15 protein-coding genes are annotated in these 18,640 nt (G+C 46.8%); 6 read left to right on the plus strand and 9 right to left on the minus strand.

Translation table 11 applies throughout. The annotated features are described in order from the left end of the window. Window positions 1–14: 14 nt before the first annotated feature. Together U1F02_RS14610 and U1F02_RS14615 are read right to left on the minus strand one after the other, a co-directional pair. Window positions 15–2,606 (minus strand): glycosyl hydrolase 115 family protein, encoded by a 2,592-nt coding sequence (locus tag U1F02_RS14610; protein WP_409991149.1) that lies wholly within the window; start codon window positions 2,604–2,606, stop codon window positions 15–17. A gap of 261 nt (window positions 2,607–2,867) precedes the next feature. Next, complete coding sequence (locus U1F02_RS14615) at window positions 2,868–4,697, minus strand: c-type cytochrome (RefSeq protein ID WP_409991150.1); 1,830 nt, start codon at window positions 4,695–4,697, stop codon at window positions 2,868–2,870. A gap of 264 nt (window positions 4,698–4,961) precedes the next feature. Between U1F02_RS14615 and U1F02_RS14620 the strand changes: the two genes are divergently transcribed. Both U1F02_RS14620 and U1F02_RS14625 read left to right on the plus strand, forming a co-directional pair. Further along, window positions 4,962–8,015 carry an FAD-binding and (Fe-S)-binding domain-containing protein gene (locus tag U1F02_RS14620; protein ID WP_409991151.1) on the plus strand — a complete coding sequence of 1,018 codons (3,054 nt, stop codon included), beginning with the start codon at window positions 4,962–4,964 and terminating at the stop codon, window positions 8,013–8,015. Between the two features lie 598 nt (window positions 8,016–8,613). Beyond that, window positions 8,614–9,321: a GntR family transcriptional regulator gene (locus U1F02_RS14625; protein WP_409991152.1), complete on the plus strand. Its 708-nt coding sequence runs from the start codon at window positions 8,614–8,616 to the stop codon at window positions 9,319–9,321. A gap of 69 nt (window positions 9,322–9,390) precedes the next feature. On the opposite strand, the gene U1F02_RS14630 is transcribed toward U1F02_RS14625, so the two are convergent. The 6 genes from U1F02_RS14630 to U1F02_RS14655 form a co-directional block, all read right to left on the minus strand. Then, on the minus strand, window positions 9,391–9,573 hold the full coding sequence (locus tag U1F02_RS14630) for a DUF4177 domain-containing protein (protein ID WP_409991153.1): 183 nt from the start codon (window positions 9,571–9,573) through the stop codon (window positions 9,391–9,393). A 9-nt stretch (window positions 9,574–9,582) separates the two neighbouring features. Beyond that, entirely contained in the window at window positions 9,583–9,795 is a 213-nt protein-coding gene (locus U1F02_RS14635) for a hypothetical protein (protein WP_409991154.1), read from the minus strand. 17 nt (window positions 9,796–9,812) lie between these two features. Beyond that, entirely contained in the window at window positions 9,813–10,670 is an 858-nt protein-coding gene (locus tag U1F02_RS14640) for an SPFH domain-containing protein (RefSeq protein ID WP_409991155.1), read from the minus strand. A 150-nt stretch (window positions 10,671–10,820) separates the two neighbouring features. After that, complete coding sequence (locus U1F02_RS14645) at window positions 10,821–11,399, minus strand: YdeI/OmpD-associated family protein (RefSeq protein WP_409991156.1); 579 nt, start codon at window positions 11,397–11,399, stop codon at window positions 10,821–10,823. Between the two features lie 52 nt (window positions 11,400–11,451). Further along, window positions 11,452–12,384: a prolyl oligopeptidase family serine peptidase gene (locus U1F02_RS14650; protein WP_409991157.1), complete on the minus strand. Its 933-nt coding sequence runs from the start codon at window positions 12,382–12,384 to the stop codon at window positions 11,452–11,454. A gap of 27 nt (window positions 12,385–12,411) precedes the next feature. After that, a complete protein-coding gene (locus U1F02_RS14655; protein ID WP_409991158.1) occupies window positions 12,412–13,746 on the minus strand; it encodes an alkaline phosphatase in 1,335 nt (444 codons plus the stop codon). Window positions 13,747–14,088: 342 nt separating this feature from the next. Between U1F02_RS14655 and U1F02_RS14660 the strand changes: the two genes are divergently transcribed. Both U1F02_RS14660 and U1F02_RS14665 read left to right on the plus strand, forming a co-directional pair. Continuing rightward, window positions 14,089–15,177 (plus strand): sensor histidine kinase, encoded by a 1,089-nt coding sequence (locus U1F02_RS14660; protein WP_409991159.1) that lies wholly within the window; start codon window positions 14,089–14,091, stop codon window positions 15,175–15,177. A gap of 1 nt (window position 15,178) precedes the next feature. After that, window positions 15,179–15,775 (plus strand): response regulator, encoded by a 597-nt coding sequence (locus U1F02_RS14665; RefSeq protein ID WP_409991160.1) that lies wholly within the window; start codon window positions 15,179–15,181, stop codon window positions 15,773–15,775. Between the two features lie 156 nt (window positions 15,776–15,931). On the opposite strand, the gene U1F02_RS14670 is transcribed toward U1F02_RS14665, so the two are convergent. Further along, window positions 15,932–16,408, minus strand: coding sequence for a hypothetical protein (locus tag U1F02_RS14670; RefSeq protein ID WP_409991161.1), 477 nt, complete (start codon window positions 16,406–16,408; stop codon window positions 15,932–15,934). Between the two features lie 204 nt (window positions 16,409–16,612). On the opposite strand from U1F02_RS14670, the gene U1F02_RS14675 reads away from it, so the two are divergent. After that, complete coding sequence (locus U1F02_RS14675; RefSeq protein WP_409991162.1) at window positions 16,613–16,921, plus strand: DUF485 domain-containing protein; 309 nt, start codon at window positions 16,613–16,615, stop codon at window positions 16,919–16,921. Then, entirely contained in the window at window positions 16,918–18,558 is a 1,641-nt protein-coding gene (locus U1F02_RS14680; protein WP_409991163.1) for a cation acetate symporter, read from the plus strand. The genes U1F02_RS14675 and U1F02_RS14680 overlap by 4 nt, the downstream gene beginning before the upstream one ends. Window positions 18,559–18,640: the final 82 nt, after the last annotated feature.

Below are 18,640 nucleotides of genomic sequence, written 5' to 3' on the forward strand. Positions count from 1 at the left end.
CAAACTCAATTGCTTTACGGCAGTACACCTAAAAAGCTCAAAGGAATTGGCCCCGTGCTCGCAACCAATTTTTGAATTACAAGATTATCATCCAAGCGCCACACTTTTATGGTGTGTTTTCCAGCGCTCACACCGATGAATGCAGTTTCTAGAATTCGCGCATTATTTTCCACGGCACGATTCCAATTGAACTGTTCCTGCAAGGTGGTTGCGTTGGGTGCTGGCAATAATTTATCAACAAGTGTTTGCATTGGGCCGTCATCTATAGAAACACCTACACGCAAACTGCCCCTTCCTGTCGTATCCAAAGTAGGCACAAGGAATAATTGTAGGCTGAGATCGCCCGCGGTTTTTACATTCACATCGTACTCAAGCCGCACCGCGTCTTGCTGCGTTGTTGGCTTGCGCCCTTGCGGAAAGGCTGTCACCGCGCCCAAGGTACGCCCCAGGTTTGGAATAACTTTCCACGTTAAATCAGCTCCGTTTACTGCACGACTGAAATTCGGAGCTTCGATGGCGATGGGTTGATTTTCTTTTTTGGTTTCGCTGGCAAATACAATCGGTTTAGCGTCTGTTTTTGCCTGAACGCGCTTCACGGCTGGCATGACTTGTACATCCGGTTGCTGCCAATTCGTGTAGCCAATGTGAGTTTGGAGCATCATGCCATTCCATTTACCGCCTTCAAGTTGGTGATACGCGTCCATTAAAACCTTGTCGCGATTAAATGCAGCTTCCGCTTGATCTGCAAACACATTTGCGCGTGCATCTTCAGCAGCCGCTAAACGGCGATTCCACGCAACCGCATAGTAAAGCTTGTAGAGATTCGACAAAGAAGCAATTGGATATTCAATTAACTGAAAATAAGCCGATTGTTGATTTGCCGGTAAAGACGCCTTGACTTTCAGCATATCTTTTTCCAAGGCTTCCCACTGCGCGACTAAATAACCAAACTCGCCGCCATCCAATTTGCTGCCCACGCCCTCGTTTAAACGGAAGCTGGTTGAGTCAATAAGCTCCGGCTTTTTGCGCGCGGCGTATTGGCTGTAACGATTCATTAAATCTGCAATTTCTTTCGCTTGTTTAGCACCAAAGGTCGCGCGCGCCCAAGCATCGGGATATTGCTTCAATGCATCCAAATTCATCGCCGCTGGATTCCAAGCCTGCTTCATAAAAAAGCTGATCGGAAATTCCAAAGGTTTGATATCGCCCACGTTAACAATCCACAAATTACGCGCACCGCGCTCGTAAGCTAAATCCATTTGTTGCCAGGTTTTTTCAATTTGAACCGTGTTGGTCCATTTGTAGTTACGCGGAGCACCTACGTAGTCGAAGTGGTAATAAACACCGTAACCGCCTTTTCGATTCAAATCCGTCATAGGCAGACGACGAATTTGTCCCCAGTTATCATCAGCAAATAATAAGGTAACGTCATCCGGTACTTTCATACCGTGATCGTAATAATCTTGTACTTCTTTATAGAGCGCCCAGACTTGCGGTGTTTGATCGGCAGGTTTGCCGGTCACCTCTGCAATTATTTTGCGTTGGTCAGTAACAATGGTTTCCAACAGTTGGGTTGCGGTACCTTCGCTCATGGCTTCATCGCCATCGCCGCGCATGCCAACGGTTACCAGTGTGTCGTAGGCTTGGCCATTTCCTTTAGACATCATGCGTTCAATACCGCCGCGCCAAAAGGTGCGCAAATTTGCTGCGTTAGTGGCGTAATCCCATTTCCCGCCCGTTACACCTTGTTCTGTATTTCTGTGCCATTCGTCGTGCGCGCGGGTCATAGGCTCGTGATGCGATGCACCGACTACAATCCCCATTTCATCGGCAATCACTTTGTTTTGCGGATCATCTTCATAAAATGCTTTAGGCGGCCACATGGCTGGCCATAAGTAATTTGCTTTCATGCGCAGCAAAAGCTCAAATACGTGCTCGTACATTTTGGCGTTGATGCCGCCGTAATGATTTTTTGCCCACGAACTGAACCCGGGGTCTTCGTCATTGATGAAGATGCCGCGATATTTAATTTTGGGTGCGTCGGTGAACGAACCGGCGGTCACGAATACATTAGATTTTTTCTGGACAGGTACATCAGCAAACCAGTACCAGGGCGAAACGCCCATGTTTTCAGAAATGTCGTAGGTTCCGAACACGGCTCCACGTCTATCTGAACCAACAATGACCAAGGCCTTGAGAATATTAGGAAAAGGCCGTTCGATAACGACTCGTTGAAAAGCTTCCCACTGGCCGTTAAGGCCGTCAATTTTAAGCTTGCCGCTACGAATTAATTCATCAATTACGGGACTTTGGCCCACCACACCAACAATGACGAGGTTGCCTTTTGCCCGCGCGATATCCGAAACCACGGGGGCGGACGAACCACCCACGAGACCTAAGTCAGCGGAAAAACTATTAGCGACCCGACGAACCGCAGGGTTAGCGTCCTTATCAACAAAAATGCTGGCCGGTTTACCAGCTTGGATAAGCTCGAAGTTGCCAGATTGCTTGGTAAAACACACCGAAGCGGGCAGCTCACAGGCGAAGGAAAGCGATGCCAATACACCGCCACACAATGCAAACAGACTATTAATAAAGAATTTCACGCGTCACCCCTCTGACAGTTATGATTTTCTTGGGCACTTGTATACAAGAAAATCATCCTACCGCTCCAAACGCTGGGGTGTCAATGCAATCAATGGTTAACGTGGCTTTACAGAGTTTTAGGTTCAGGAGGATGACAAAGATTAAGGCAAGTAACACTCGGAGATTAAGAGCGTGGGAGCAGAACCATGAGTTACACCGCCATTGTTTGGCGGGTGCAACTCATTCATTGTTTGGCAGGTGAAACCAAGGCAAAACGCGGATTAAAGGGTTTTCAAATATTCGATAATGGCGAAAGCGCCTTCTTTATTGTCAGACCAATTCAGCTTAAAGGTTTTTCCGTCCTGCTGAATGTCTTTGTCATGGCCTTTGTTGCTCATGGCTGGTGTCAGGCGAGTATCGAATTCGTAGCCTTCCTTGTTGGGATTCGCTGCATTCAAGTCCCACACAAAACCACCAAGTTTCTGGTCGTAATCCAAACGGCTTTTAACAAACGCAGCGGGGCGTTCATCTGGGACAAGCAAATGATACAAGGTTGGAACAGAACCGTTATGTAAATAAGGCGCTTGTGCCCAGAGCCCAACCAAAGGCAAGGCATTGTAGCCTTGTCGCTGTTTGGGCGGAGCCATTGCTAAACGCTTTTTACCTTCCAATGATACGCCTTTGTAATTAGCGCACGGCTTCAGGCTCCCACCATTAATGTTCACTCGCGTTTCAGTATTACAAATATCAGTGAAGCCACTTATGGCACCGATAGTGACAAACAGACCGGCAATTTTTGCGCGCCCCATGTCAGTTCCTATATCGGTATAGACCTTTCCATTATGTGGCTGATGGCAAGCCGCGCAATTTTCTGCAAACAATTGTTGGCCCTTTTTGGCCAATTCAACATCCACATCAAATGGGTAAACGGGTGCAGGTAATTGATCTAAAACTTGCTCCGACATGGCAGATACACCTATATCCACATTCTCGTAACCGATGGTTAACTGTGCAGCGATGTTTTTATAGATAGGCAAGGGAATATGACCATTCCACTGCCCGCCTCCATTAATTAAATGTTTTTTGTCTTTACTCCACACAGGATCGCGCAGGTTTTGCTCCCAAACCATCATAATGTCCGTTACGCCAGCGCTAGACGGCAATGCCAAGGATGCAAAAGGTTTGGTAAACAGATTTTCCTTTAAATTTGAATTTGCTTTGACGGTATTAAACCCAATGGCGTCTTCCATGCCGGGCAGGCCATTTAACAATTGTGGTTGAGCACCGGCGTAATACTTTTCTACAAATTTTTCCCAACCTTGGTATTCGCCTTCATGATGTTTAATAAATTGAGCAACAGCAGTATTCGCAGCTTGTTTAAATAAATTAATTTGCGCCTGCTCGTAATCAGCATCGAATTTTCGATTTTCGTAGACAAAGTTTTGGTAGAAATAGTTTGGGTTTTGGGCGTGGAGCTTATCTATCAATGCGTTAATTTTTTCGACAACTAAAGCAACGCGTTTCGCAGGATCAACTTCATTGCCGGTGATTTTTTTAAGCGTTTGTACAATTCGCTTACGATAGCCCACCACGTTGAATTCGGCGTTGGCACCACCGTCAAGGTAGTAATAGTTTCCATTATCCAAACGCATACGCCCTATATGGCAAGCCCCGCAGGAAAAGGACGCGTAATCAATATTTCCCTGCGGATCAACGCGCGACATTCCGCTAAAACCCATACCACGAGGTAATGGTGCACCAACTAAACGCTCGTCTGAAAACAACCCCATCACGCTTAAAAAATTATCTTCTGTACCCCAGTATTCGGGCGCGAGCAGCGGCAACAATTTTAAAATGATGTAGGGCGCACCATCCGTTTCACTTTGCGCGAAATCTGCAAAGCGATTATAGGCAGCTTGATGCTTGGCAATGTGCGCATCGCGCGCTGCCATTCGGCTTTGACGATAGTCAATCCAATTATCGGGAACTGTTTTAACAAAGGGCGTACCTTGGGGCGCGACCGGCGCTTCTTCAAAGCCACCATAAGCCGCGTATAGAAATATTATCGAAACCGTTACAAGCAGCCCGATTCCTGGCAACCATTTTTTCATGTGCAATCCTTGGGATATTGTTATCGTAAGCGCGGACCTCGTCGCTAAAGACGCAGGTATAAAAACCACCGAACTGTCGTCTAAGTTCGGCACCCGCGAACCCTAACACAGTTAATCCGGGCATTTGAATCCTTTTGGGACCTACTCCAGTGACCTCTTCGTGGCCTCGCACCGTACAAACGGGTAGAATGCCGGCACCGCATTGCGGCCAGCCAAGCACTCGCGACTTACTACCTGCGCCGCCCCTACGATTGATGAAACCTTATGATCCCACGCATTGACCAAACCTCTCCCCTGCAATCCCTGTACTTGTCGTTTATCGACCGCCTGCGCGCGCACGGCTTTCAAGGCGACCTGAGCCCCGACTACGCAACTCGCACAGTCTTGGCTACCGATAACTCTATCTATCAAGTGTTACCCCAGGGTGTGATTTACCCGAAAAATGCAGCTGATATTGTCATGCTTACCAAGCTCAGCCAGTTACCGGAGTTCACCGGTATAGTGCTCAGCCCACGCGGCGGCGGTACTGGCACCAATGGTCAATCGCTTACCGACGGCTTGGTGGTAGATACCTCCAAGCACATGAATCAAATTTTGGAGATCAACGCGGAAGAACGCTGGGTGCGCGTGCAATGCGGCGTCGTGAAAGACCAACTTAATGCAGCCATTAAGCCCTACGGTTTATTTTTTGCACCAGAGCTTTCCACAAGTAACCGCGCCACCATTGGCGGCATGATTAATACCGATGCATCCGGCCAAGGCTCATGCCGTTACGGCAAAACCCGTGACCACGTGCTGGAACTCAAAACAGTTTTATTAGATGGAAGTGAGTGGACTTCCAAAGCGATTAACGATGACGAGCTTGCGCAACTTTGTTCGCGCAAAGACCGCGTTGGTCAAATCCATACTCTCATTGACAACATCCAGCGCGATCACGCCGAACTGATTGCGGCGAAATTCCCGAAGCTCAACCGCTGCCTGACCGGTTACGATCTTGCGCACATTCGCGATGAACAAGGTCGCTTTAATCTCAACAATATTTTGTGCGGTAGCGAAGGTACGCTCGGGTTTATCGTTGAAGCAAAAATCAACCTGTTACAAATTCCAAAATACAGCGCACTGATTAATGTTAATTACCGCGATTTCAATGCCGCGCTGCGCGACGCGACGCAACTGATGAAAGCTGAGCCCACCTCTATCGAAACCGTCGATTCAAAAGTATTGAATCTGGCGATGAAAGACATAGTGTGGCACAGCGTTGCAGAATTTTTTCCTGAGCCTGCGAGCGGCGAAAAAATCCAAGGTATTAATCTCGTCGAATACACTGCGCATGATGAAGCTGAATTGAACGCAGCTGTTAAAAAGTTTACCGATCAGTTAGACGCCGAGGCCCAACAAGGCGCTTCTGTTCGCATTTCTTATTCCGTTGCCTGGGGCAATGAATCGGTCAATAAAATTTGGGGCATGCGTAAAAAAGCCGTGGGCCTGTTAGGCAATGCGGCAGGGGAAGCGCGCCCTATTCCATTTGTAGAGGATACCGCTGTACCGCCAGAAAATCTGGCTGATTTTATTTTTGAGTTTCGCCAGCTGTTGGATGAAAACAATTTGGCCTACGGCATGTTTGGGCACGTGGATGCTGGCGTATTACACGTGCGCCCTGCTATCGATATGAAAGACCCAGAGCAAGAAAAGCTGGTGCGATTTATCAGCGACCGCGTTGCGGAACTCACGCATAAATACAATGGTTTGCTGTGGGGTGAGCATGGAAAAGGTGTTCGCTCAGAATATGCGCCAAAATTTTTTGGTGAACTCTATCCACAACTGCAACGCATTAAAGCGGTGTTTGATCCGCACAACCAGTTGAACCCCGGAAAAATCGCAACGCCTGCACCTCATCTCGAATTATTAAAGATCGATGGCGTAACAACACGCGGGCAACTCGATAGAAAAATTCCCGTGCAAGTATGGGAAGGTTACAGCGAAGGCATGCACTGCAACGGCAATGGCTTGTGCTACAACTGGAACCCAAACGATGCCATGTGCCCATCCTGGAAAGGCACTCGCGATCGCGTGCACTCGCCGAAAGGGCGTGCATCGCTTATGCGCGAATGGCTAAAACAAATGAGCGAGCGCGGCGTTAATCCGCTCGTTGAGAGTAAAAACATCAAACACAGTAGCTTTGTGCTGTCGTTACCTTCACGCATCATTAACACCATCGGCAAACGCAACGGCGAGTATGATTTCTCCCACGAAGTTCATAACTCCATGATGGGCTGTCTTGCCTGTAAGTCCTGCGCGGGCCAATGTCCAATTAAGGTTGATGTTCCTGAATTCCGCAGTAAGTTTTTGGAACTTTATTACAGCCGCTATTTGCGCCCGCTGAAAGATTATTTCATCGGTGGGTTGGAATATATGATTCCTACCCTCGCCCGCGTGCCCTGGCTTTATAACGCTGCAATGAAACCTAAATTTATGCAGCGCATGCTAGCTAAAGTTGCTGGTATGGTGGACAGCCCGCTTCTCACCGGCATTAACTTACAAACGGCGTTAAATAACCTTGGTGTCCAGTGGGCAACCCTAGAAAACATTAACGGCCTGAGCGCAGAACAAAAATCAAAAGCCGTTATTTTTGTGCAGGACGCTTTTACAACCTATTTTGAAACACCGGTCGTATTGGATTCGTTAAAACTGTTAAAAGCGTTAGGATTTGTTCCCTTGGTTGCTCCGTTTAAACCGAACGGAAAACCACTTCAGGTTCACGGTTTTTTAAAAGCCTTCGCCAAAGCCGCTGATGCAAACGCAACACTGCTGAATGGTTTGGCCTCCTCTGGCATTCCATTGGTTGGCTTAGACCCGGCAATGACCTTAGCTTATCGCGGCGAATATCAAAAACTCCTTGGCGCTCACGCGCCCAAAGTCTTGCTCATTCAAGAATGGTTGGCTGCGCAAAAAGATCGGTTAACGGAGAAAAAAGAAAGCTTCCGCTCAGGTGATTATTCTTTGTTAGCGCACTGCACAGAAAAAACTAACGCGGTAAGTTCGGTAAAAGATTGGCAGCAAGTATTTGCACTATTAGGGCAATCACTCAAAGTGATTGAAACCGGTTGCTGCGGTATGTCCGGTACTTACGGTCACGAAGCCGCTAATGTTGAAACATCCAAGAAAATCTATCAATTATCCTGGAGCAACGTCGTCAATAATCCAGCGAACAGCGGCAAATTAACGGCAACGGGTTATTCATGCCGCAGCCAAACCAAACGTATCGATAAAGTTACCCTGCCACATCCTCTGCAAATTTTATTAGCGCAACAAAAATAACAGGCGAAAAAAAGCCCCGTTTAACGGGGCTTGAATAACTGGAAACAAAATCCAGAGCGGGATTACTAACTCACTTACAAACAAACACTAACAAAACATTAATAATTCTATAGTAGCCGCCTAGTTACACTTAAACCAAAAAAGTTTACGCAACTTAACGATGTCTCGCATATTTCTTGCAAAGCCCCGAATAGCTGATCGAGAATTTCTTATCCCTCAATATAAAATTCTGTAGCGGAAAAAAACTAGCGAAGAAACCTTCGCTAGCAAAAGGCCAAACACATCGGCTATAGGCTCCGCACCTAAGGCGCAACCCATAAACAGGTCGTCAGCTCAAGCCCTAAGGGCGTGATCTGCGTTGGACTAATAATATTACTTGTATACTAGTGCGTCAATAACAATAGCCAAAATAGACCGACACGCAGCTGGATGACTACGATTAGTAAAAAAGCTGCTTGCGAGCCACAGCTATACTTTTCAGGGCGAACCCATTAGCATCAAACCCTTAAAAACCAAAGGTGTTTAAACACCTAAAAAAAGCGTAATTGCTCAATTTTGTTGGTGGTTTAGTTTCATAAGCCCCATGTTGGAGATAAGAATGGCGAAACAGCCACCCATTACCCTTCGGTCAGATGCGAAGGGGCTTTCGTTTGATCGCCCCACCGCAATTCAAATATTCGGTTTTGTCCGCGATGCCATCATCAGTATGGATCTCAAACCCGGCCAAATGATTTCTGAAACATCCCTCGCTAATCAGTTTGGCGTAAGCCGCACACCTGTTCGTGAGGCGCTTATTCAGCTGGCAAACATAGGATTTGTGGAGGTGCTGCCTCAGCGTGGAACCTATGTAACCCGCTTCAGCATGGATAAAATTCTGGAGTCACGTTTTATTCGCGAAGCAATTGAAGTCTCGGTCGTTTCTTACCTCGCCGAAAACGTTACTGACGACATTATTGCGGAAGGTGAACAAATCATTTTGGAGCAAAAAGCAGCGGCCGATGATCACGATGCAATGGCTTTCCAGCGCTTGGACGACAAGTTTCATCAAACCCTGGCAAACCACACTAAGTACGCGCGCGTCGCTCAAGTTATTGAGGCTGAAAAAGCTCACATGGACCGCGTGCGTTGCTTGAGCCTGGAGTACCAAGATCAATTTAAGCGGGTTTTATCGCAACATACAGCTATCATCAAAGCCATTAAATCCGGCGTGCCTGAAAAAGCCAGCAAAGCAATGAGCGTGCATTTGAAGGATGTTTACAACGTACTCAAGGTGATTCCGCAAGAACATCCTGAATATTTTGTGTGATGGATTGAAATTAAAAAACGCAGCCTAGGCTGCGTTTTTTAATTCAGGTAAAAACTATCTAGCGTGTTTTTATTTAGCGTCTTTGGATCGCTTAAGAATAGCTACTGCATGTTGTACTTGGCTTTGATTAACCGCGACCAGCTCCCAACCTTCACGCCCCAAGCCATTTAATTGCTCTTCGAACGCCTCTGGGTTTATGCCTCCAGTAAAAAACCGGCGTTTGATTTCAATAATTTTATATTCCCAGCGCATTTAGTACTCCTATTTTTCCGGTTCAGGTTCGTTCTCGTCTTCCAGATGCTCTATGTCCGTTACTACTTTTTGAACCAATTTAACCCTTCCATTTTTGACCAAGGCATCGCGCAACACATATTCAATCTGCGCATTTAAACTGCGCAAATCGTCGTCAGCCCAGCGCTGTAACGCAGCCAGAACTTGTTCGTTAATTCTGAGGGGGTAGGCTTTTTTAGACACAATCAACACCTGTTAGCTTAGTAAAGGCTGCCCGCATTGATAACTGGCTGGGCACGCTGGTCGCCACACAAAACAACCAGCAAATTACTCACCATCGCCGCTCTTCGCTCATTATCTAACTCAACGACACCTTGCTCAGCCAGCTGATCCAATGCGTCAGACACCATACCTACTGCACCTTGAACAATGATCTTCCGCGCAGCCAATACTGCGCTCGCCTGCTGACGCTGTAACATGGCTTGCGCAATTTCAGGCGAGTAAGCCAAGTGACTTAAACGAGCTTCCATGACTTCCACACCCGCTTTTTGTAAGCGATCTTGCACCTCAACCAATAGCTTCTTCGCGATTGCATTTGAGTCGCTGCGTAGCGAAAGACGGCCGTCTTCCTGATCATGCTCATAGGGATAAGTCGTCGCCAAGTTACGCAATGCCGATTCGCTTTGAATGGTCACGTAATTCTCGTAGTTATCCACTTCAAACACAGCTTCTGCTGTATCCACCACGCGCCAGACAATAATGGCAGCGATCTCGATGGGATTACCGTTTGCGTCGTTAACCTTTAAACGACCACTTTCAAAGTTGCGCACTCGAAGGCTTACGGATTGTTTGCTGTAAAACGGATTAGCCCAGCGCAAACCGTTATTTCTATCGGTGCCCACATAGCGCCCGAAAAGCTGGAGCACCTTGCCCTGGTTGGGACCAACCATATAAAAGCCCCACCAGCACATAAACACGATAATGCCGACCAAGACAGATGCGACCTTAAGCAAGGGGGGCATAAAAACAACACCCGCAACAGACCCAAGCTGTGCCAAAAACAATACAAATAACAATACGTAGCCAGAGCCAGTATTAGCTTCAATTTCTTGATTCATTGCTTCACTCCCTAGGTTTGTCTACAAATATGATATCTATTAGATATCACAATGAATCCAAATTTAAACTGCATTTTTAGAAATGTAAATAGCCTCTGATCGGAAAAATCAGTTTCTTGGGAGATATAAAACTGAGGGGACGGGAAAGGATTAGTCGTTCAGACCTTTCCCCGCCAGAATGTCCGGAGTTGCTTTTTCGATGCGCGCGTCGCGGGTTTTGGACTGCTTAGCTGACGAAAAATGCAAAAGATAGGCGCGTTGGCGGCCGGGAGTTAGGGCCTCAAAGGCTTTTTTCAGTTCAGGATTACGTTTAAATGCCTGCTCAAGCTCCTCAGGAGTTGCGAACTCTTCTGTCTTTTTAAACTCGACTTTCAAGCCAGCCTGCTCAACCTTGATGGCTTCTTTGACGTATGACTTTAATGTGGATTGCAGCTTCGTGATTTGTTGCAAATCGGTAAAGCGAATTTGCCGAGCGGACTGAACGTTTTTAGTTTGTTGTATCAAGAGTTGCTTGGAATCTTTCAATAAAGCGCCCTTAAAAAACAACAGAGCGCAATATTCTTTAAACCCGTGAATTAAAACGACGTTAGCTTTTCCCAAGGTATAGCAGGGCTCACCCCACTTAAGCTCTTCGGTTAGCTCTGTATCGAGAAGAATGGTGCGGAGCGCCTGCAATTCTTCTTTCCATTTTTTAGCCCTAACAAAATATTCATCAACCTTTGGATTCATTGCGTTTCTCCTTAAGACGAGTTTGGATTGTTAAGGCTGGGACTCCACCAGTTTATTTTTTGGAGTGGGCTAGTAACCATTGATAAACGTCATCACGTGCGTACACACGCTTCCAGGTGTCGTGCGCCATATCTTCCTCTACCGTGAAACGAACTTCTTTATCACCAAGCTCTTCGAGTTTTGCTAAGCCCGGATAGAAATATTTTTTGTTGACTGCCGTATCGCGACCGCCGGCAAATGCCCACACGGGAACATTATGCGCTGCTATAGGTGCAATCAAATCGGGATGTCCCCAACCGACAACCGGAACAACAGCCGCGAACATATCCGGGTGTTTGCTCGTCATATACCAAGTACCAAAACCGCCGTAGCTCAAGCCCGTTAAGTAAAGACGGGAAGAATCAGTACGATAGTCACGTTGAACAGCAGCCAACATTCCTAACAAATCTTGCTCCACATAATCCCAACCGACAGGCAATAAAGGTGGAACGGTTTTCATGTCGTCTTGTGTGACAACTGGCGCGGGATAGAGCGCACCTTGTGTTGCAAAAAATGGATCACGCGCCGGAACACCCTCTGCCAAACGCTGCGGAATTTGCGCGCGAGTACGGTTAGCAATGTAAGGAACTTTTTCCATACCAAACATGGGCAACTGAGGCGAAATAATAATAAAAGGCAGATCTTTTTTCTGAACCCACGCTTCGTAAAGCGGCCCGTGGGAAATTACGTAATCCAATTCATCGCGACCGTTACCACGTTCGCCATTGCCATGTAAAAACAACATGACCGGCCATTTTTTATTAGGTTGGTCGGCGTAACCGCGAGGAAGGTAAACGAAATATTGGTGCACTTCTTTATCAACCGTACTGGTGTAATCCTTTCGCAACAATTGCTCAGTTGAAGATGATTTTTTCCCAAGCTGCGTTTGACACGCGGTCATAAACAAGCAACTCGCTGTTAGGATTAATGCCAGCCTTAATTTCATTGGAGCACCTCGATTAAAATGGAGTTTTTATTTTAAGTAAGTAAATAATTTTTTAGCGATGTCAGTATTATCCATAGCGCCTTGAAAGGTTTCCTTACCCTTTCCATAACTAAAAATCTGAACATCCTCTCCGGTGTGGCCTTTTGTCGTCCAGCCAGTTGAAGTGTATTTGTCAAAGAAAGTCAGTACCTGAGCCGTTACTTGGCCAGAAATGAATTCCTGATTATTTTCGTTTGCCTGAACAATAAGTGCATCCATTGCTTTTTGTTCATCCTCGGCCAATTTAATTTGAGTAAGCGATTGCCATACAGTTTTCCAATTTGCTTTGGAATCCAACAATTGCCGCGCGATACTCGGCGCTGTTGCTTTAATGTTGCGAACCACGCGAGCCTCCCACTGATAACGCCCTTTAGCTCCTAATGACAAACCGCCGGTGGAATGATCTGCAGTGGCAACTAAAATAGTGTTGGGGTTAGCATCTATAAATTGTTTGATAATTTTCATGGTTTCGGCCATATCACGCATTTCGCCCATCGCGCATGCAATATCATTTGCGTGACCACACCAATCAATTTGGCTTGCTTCCAGCATCAACAAAAATGGCTTTGGATGTGCGGATTTTTGGGTTAGTAATTCAAGGGATTTTTGCGTCATCTCTGCAAGACGTAGCGGATGATCACTCTCCACTGCAGGAGTCAAACCGCCTGTTGAAAATAACCCCAACGCTGGCAATTTTTTAACCTTGCGTAACTTATTAATGTCATCGATATATTTGTAGCCTTGCGCCTCAAACTCCTTAACTAGATCGCGATCTTTACGAACGAAATACTCTTGGCCGCCCCCAAAAATTAAATCGACTTTGGGTTTGCCGTTTATTTTCAAATCAATGTATTGATCAGCAATCGCCTCGTAACTTTGGCGACTATCGGAGTGAGCAATAAAAGCGGCCGGAGTTGCGTGATTCACTTGGCAAGTCACCGCAACACCTGTTAGGTAACCTAATTCACGAGCTTTATCTAATATGCTGATGACAGGTTGGTGCTGTGCATCCACGCCTATCGCGCCGTTGAAGGTTTTTATCCCTGTCGCCAAGGCAGTAGCGGCGGCGGCAGAATCTGTCACCTGATTGTGATCATCCGGGTAGGTTGTGGCCATACCGACCAACATTTCGTCGAAGATGGTTTTATCCAACTCAGGAGTGGCCAAGTTGTCTTGGAAAAGTCGATAGGCGCTGGTGTAAGCCACGCCCATGCCATCACCAATCAGAAAAATGATATTGGTTCTGTCGGATTCCGCGCCGTAACTCAATTGGCTTGCAAAACAAACCGAAACCGCCAATGCCAGCTTTTTTAATGTACGCACAGAGCACCTTATTTTTATCTTTGTCGTCGTTTTATAAACCGCGCCATTTGATGTGGTGGCGCGATCGAGTGACCAGCAGTATAACCAGTTTGCCAGAGGGATTAAGCAGCTATTTATGTAGCTAAAAATTTCTTTACACAGTGCTTTGACAATTGTCACTTTGAGCTTGTGACTTTCGTGGATGGCTGGGAAAACCGACATTAACCATAATAACCATACAAAAATTCGGGGTTCCTTGCCGCTACGGAAAATTCTAAGGCATCTATTACCACCTGGGGTAAACTATTGAAGATTGCCGCCCGCAAGGCTTTTACCGAAAATTTACGACTTATTGAGGCCCTAATGAAAACCTGTCGCTCTCCACTCTTTTTAGAGAAGCCCTGGATTTGGCTTGTTTTTAGTCTCTATTATTTTGTTCCCATTTATTACACCTCATACAGCGCAGCACAACTTTTCTTTCTTGTTGGCGCCTACATCGCATTCGTAGCACTTTATTTGCGCGCGACTGTGATGAATATTAAATACGTATGGCAACCCATCGCCGCCATCATTGCGCTCGCTCTTATAGTCACACCACTCTCCCCCGGCTCCAGCACCTTTTTTTCTTACGTCGGATTCCTGATTGGTTATTGCTACAGCACGCGCACCTATATGACCTTACTGGGCAGCGCTATTTTGATGATCCTCGGGTTGCATTATTACTACCAATATCAAGTTCCTTTCTTTGCCTTGCCTGCCATTTCCGGAATTGTGACCATCAGTTTGTGGGGTTATATCGAACGAATCCGCAACGCAGCGGCAGCGCACTGGCTGCAAAGCCGTCAGGAAATCGAGCAGCTTGCAGTTATTGCTGAACGCGAGCGTATTGCGCGCGACTTGCACGATATTTTGGGGCACACCCTTTCTTCTATCGCGCTTAAAGCAGAATTGGCAGAGAAGCTTTTAAAGCAAGAAAAAATTGAACACGTGGGCGAGCATCTTTCCGACTTACATAAAATTGCCCGTGAAAGTTTGAGCCTTGTTCGCCAAACCGTATCGGGTTACAAACATCGCGGCTTATCTGGCGAAGTGATTCAGCTGTGCGACAAGCTTCGTCAAAATGGTTTTTCAGTGGATCTGCAGGGCGAAATTCCTACGCTGTCTGCCCGCGCAGAAACCGCGTTAATTTTGGCGCTTACCGAACTCACAACCAACGTGCTGCGCCACAGCAACGGCAACCATTGCAAGATCTCCTTTCAATTGGATGGCGACAATGTCGTTATCAGCATGCAGGATAATGGTTGCATCAAATCAATCACACCCGGGAACGGCCTTAATGGAATCCAGGAACGACTCCACGCTTTGGCGGGTGACGTAAGCGCGCAAATTTCCAATGGTGCTCGCTTCGATATCACCCTGCCAGCCCACGAACTCACCACCCAGGCCTCCTGATATGAAAATTTTGTTAGCTGAAGACCAAGCCATGGTGCGCGGCGCCCTTGCCGCTCTCCTGAGCATGGAACCCAATTTTGAAATTACACAAGCCGAAGACGGTGACAAAGCTTGGCTTTTGTTAAAACAAAACAGCTACGATATTTTGCTAACTGACATTGAAATGCCGGGCCGGTCTGGCTTGGAATTGGCGCAATACCTTATTCAGCAGCAATCTCCCACCAAAATCATTATCGTGACCACGTTTGGCCGCTCTGGTTATATTCGCCGCGCTATTGATATGGGCGTGTCGGGCTTTTTATTGAAGGATGCTCCGTCCGAGCAATTGATCCAAGCCATCTACCGAATTATGGATGGCAAACGCGTTATCGACGGTGAACTAGCCATGATGGCGCTGGGCGAAACCGACCCATTGAGCGATAAAGAGCGCCGCGCTTTACGCCTTGCCAGTGAAGGAAAAACAACCGCAGAAATTGCTAACACCTTATTTTTATCGGAAGGAACCGTGCGCAATTATTTGTCGGAAGCTATCGCCAAATTGAATGCCGCAAACCGTGTTGACGCCGCGCGTATCGCCCGGCAGAAAGGGTGGATTTAATCCAGCCTTAGGTAAAAAAGCAGTTTTCTCTTTTCCACCGCAAACCTGTCACACGCTTGTCACACTTCTCACTCCCAAAGCTTCTTTAGAGCTAAGTATTAATTAACTTGGAAGCTACAGTCCCGCTTGCTAGAATCGCCCGCACTTGTGTACAACCTAGGCTTGCGTTGAATCACCTTCTGCTGATTTCGTAGCTGCTTTTGCGGTGCGATGTTTAACATCGTCTGCATAGGCGGTGAGAAGTTGCATAAAGGTGGCGAGTAGCCCGGGAAAGCGGTTTGCTAAAAAGGTAGCGACAATAACGGCAGCAGCAACCGCAAAGGGTGATAGCCCTGAAAGGCTCTCCACCACGGCGGTCATGTTTGCTGTTGCAATATCAGCAGCGTCGTTGTGTGATGAAGGCGACTGTTTAGATTGCCGAACAAAGGCTTTAATAAACGCGAATATCGTAATGGGTAGAAAGCAAATCAAACCCAGCACAATAGGGCCCCATACAGAACCCAGCTGTGTGCTCAGCCAATGATTGAGGCCGATACTGACCCAGACAAAACCAATGATCGTTGCGCCCAATAATAAGACCAATCCAATAAGGGTTGCGCGCAATTCTTGCAAGTGACCGAAGAAGTTAAACATAGGCAGTCGTCCTGATTAGAAATTTTTACTTTATAAAACACTGCGGAAAAATACTTACACTTAAAAAAACAGAAAATAGAAATCGACAGGAAAGAAAGAAAACAGAAGCATCATAACAATAACATCAGCGACACCGGCGGCCAAATTTCGAAAGACCTGACCAACATCAACCAACTATAACTTATTTATAAAAAGGAAAAATCCATGAACCAACCTGACCAAATCCGGCGACTGCCCGAATACGCGGAGCTCACACGCGCACGCAAAAAAATTGTATGGCCGCTTTCAATCGCCGTTACAGTGGCTTATTTCGCGCTCATCCTTGCTATTGCATTTTGGCCTGCCTCACTAGGCAACCCCATCGGTAAGGGCGTTACCTCTATAGGTGTAGCACTCGGCTTAGGTATCATTGTGTTCTGCATGATTATTACCGGTATTTACGTAAGCTACGCTAACCGCGTTATCGAACCTCTCACGCGTGCGATTGCGCAAAAAGCGGGAGAGTTGAAATGAAATTAAAAGCTTTATTCGCCTGCTCTTTAGGTTTCTTTTCGCTTGCCGCTTGGGCCGACTCAGCACCTAAAGCGCCCGTTAACATGACTGCGATCAGCATGTTTTTGGCTTTCGTTTTGGTTACGCTCGGAATCACCTATTGGGCGGCGCGCCGCACAAAAACGACTGCAGATTTTTATGCAGCGGGTGGCGGGATTACGGGTTTCCAAAATGGATTGGCAATTGCTGGCGATTACATGTCAGCTGCGTCTTTCCTAGGCATTGCCGGTTTGGTTTATACCTCAGGCTTCGACGGGTTGATTTACGCCATTGGTTTTTTGGTGGGCTGGCCCATTGTGCTGTTACTCATCGCAGAACCTCTGCGTAATTTAGGCAAATATACCTTTGCGGACGTTGCCTCTTTCCGTTTACAACAAAAACCCATCCGCATTCTCGCTGCTAGCGGCTCGCTTGTGACTGTGATTTTTTATTTGATCGCCCAACTCGTAGGTGCGGGCAAATTAATTGAAGTACTTTTTGGCCTTCCCTATCAATCAGCTGTGATTATTGTCGGCATCTTGATGACACTCTATGTGACCTTCGGTGGCATGTTGGCAACAACTTGGGTGCAATTAATTAAAGCAATTCTGCTATTGTCCGGCGCAAGTTTAATGGCGCTTTTAGTGCTTTGGCATTTTGGATTTAGCTTCGAAAATATGTTTGCCGAAGCCACTAAAGTTCACACCAAAGGTACAGCGATTATGGCGCCCGGCACGTTGGTTTCTGACCCCATCTCTGCTATTTCTCTGGGCATGGCGCTGATGTTTGGTACTGCTGGTTTGCCGCATATTTTGATGCGTTTCTTCACCGTAAAAGATGCCGTTCAAGCACGCCGTTCGGTATTTTACGCCACCGGTTTTATTGGTTATTTCTACATACTAACCTTCATTATTGGCTTCGGCGCTATCGTATTGCTTATCAATAACCCAGGCTATTTTGCTGACGGTAAATTGGTAGGCGGCACCAACATGGCGGCCATTCATTTATCGCACGCGTTGGGCGGCGATATTTTGTTGGGCTTTATTTCTGCCGTCGCTTTCGCAACGATTCTCGCGGTGGTATCCGGCTTAACGCTCGCGGGTTCAAGCGCAATTTCTCACGATCTCTATTCCACACTTGTTCTTAAAGGTGTTCGCAACGAGAAAAAAGAAATGCAGGCATCACGCATTGCTACTGTGTGCTTGGGTGTGATCGCGGTATTGCTCGGCATTGTGTTTGAAAACCAAAACGTTGCCTTTATGGTGGGCTTGGCGTTCTGCGTAGCTGCAAGCGCGAACTTCCCGATTCTGTTGCTCTCCATGTACTGGCGCAAATTAACCACACGCGGTGCGGTGATCGGCGGCACTCTCGGTTTGATTACCGCGTTAGTGTTAGTTGTGATTGGCCCAACCGTTTGGGTTGATACCTTACATTATGAAAAGGCGATATTCCCATTTAAATATCCTGCTATTTTCTCCGTAAGCGTTGCCTTTATCGCAATTTGGATTTTCTCCATTACCGATAAATCAGCGAATGCGAAAGCAGAGGAAGAAGCCTTCGACACGCAATTTGTACGCTCTCAAACCGGCATAGGAATTAGTGAAGCATCACAACATTAATGTTGTGACTATACGCCTTGTCCAAACAAACTCATGCTTGGACAAGGCTAAAGCAAAGGATCAACACGAGTATTTAAGGAGT

Source organism: Cellvibrio sp. (assembly GCF_046347455.1).
GTDB lineage: Bacteria > Pseudomonadota > Gammaproteobacteria > Pseudomonadales > Cellvibrionaceae > Cellvibrio.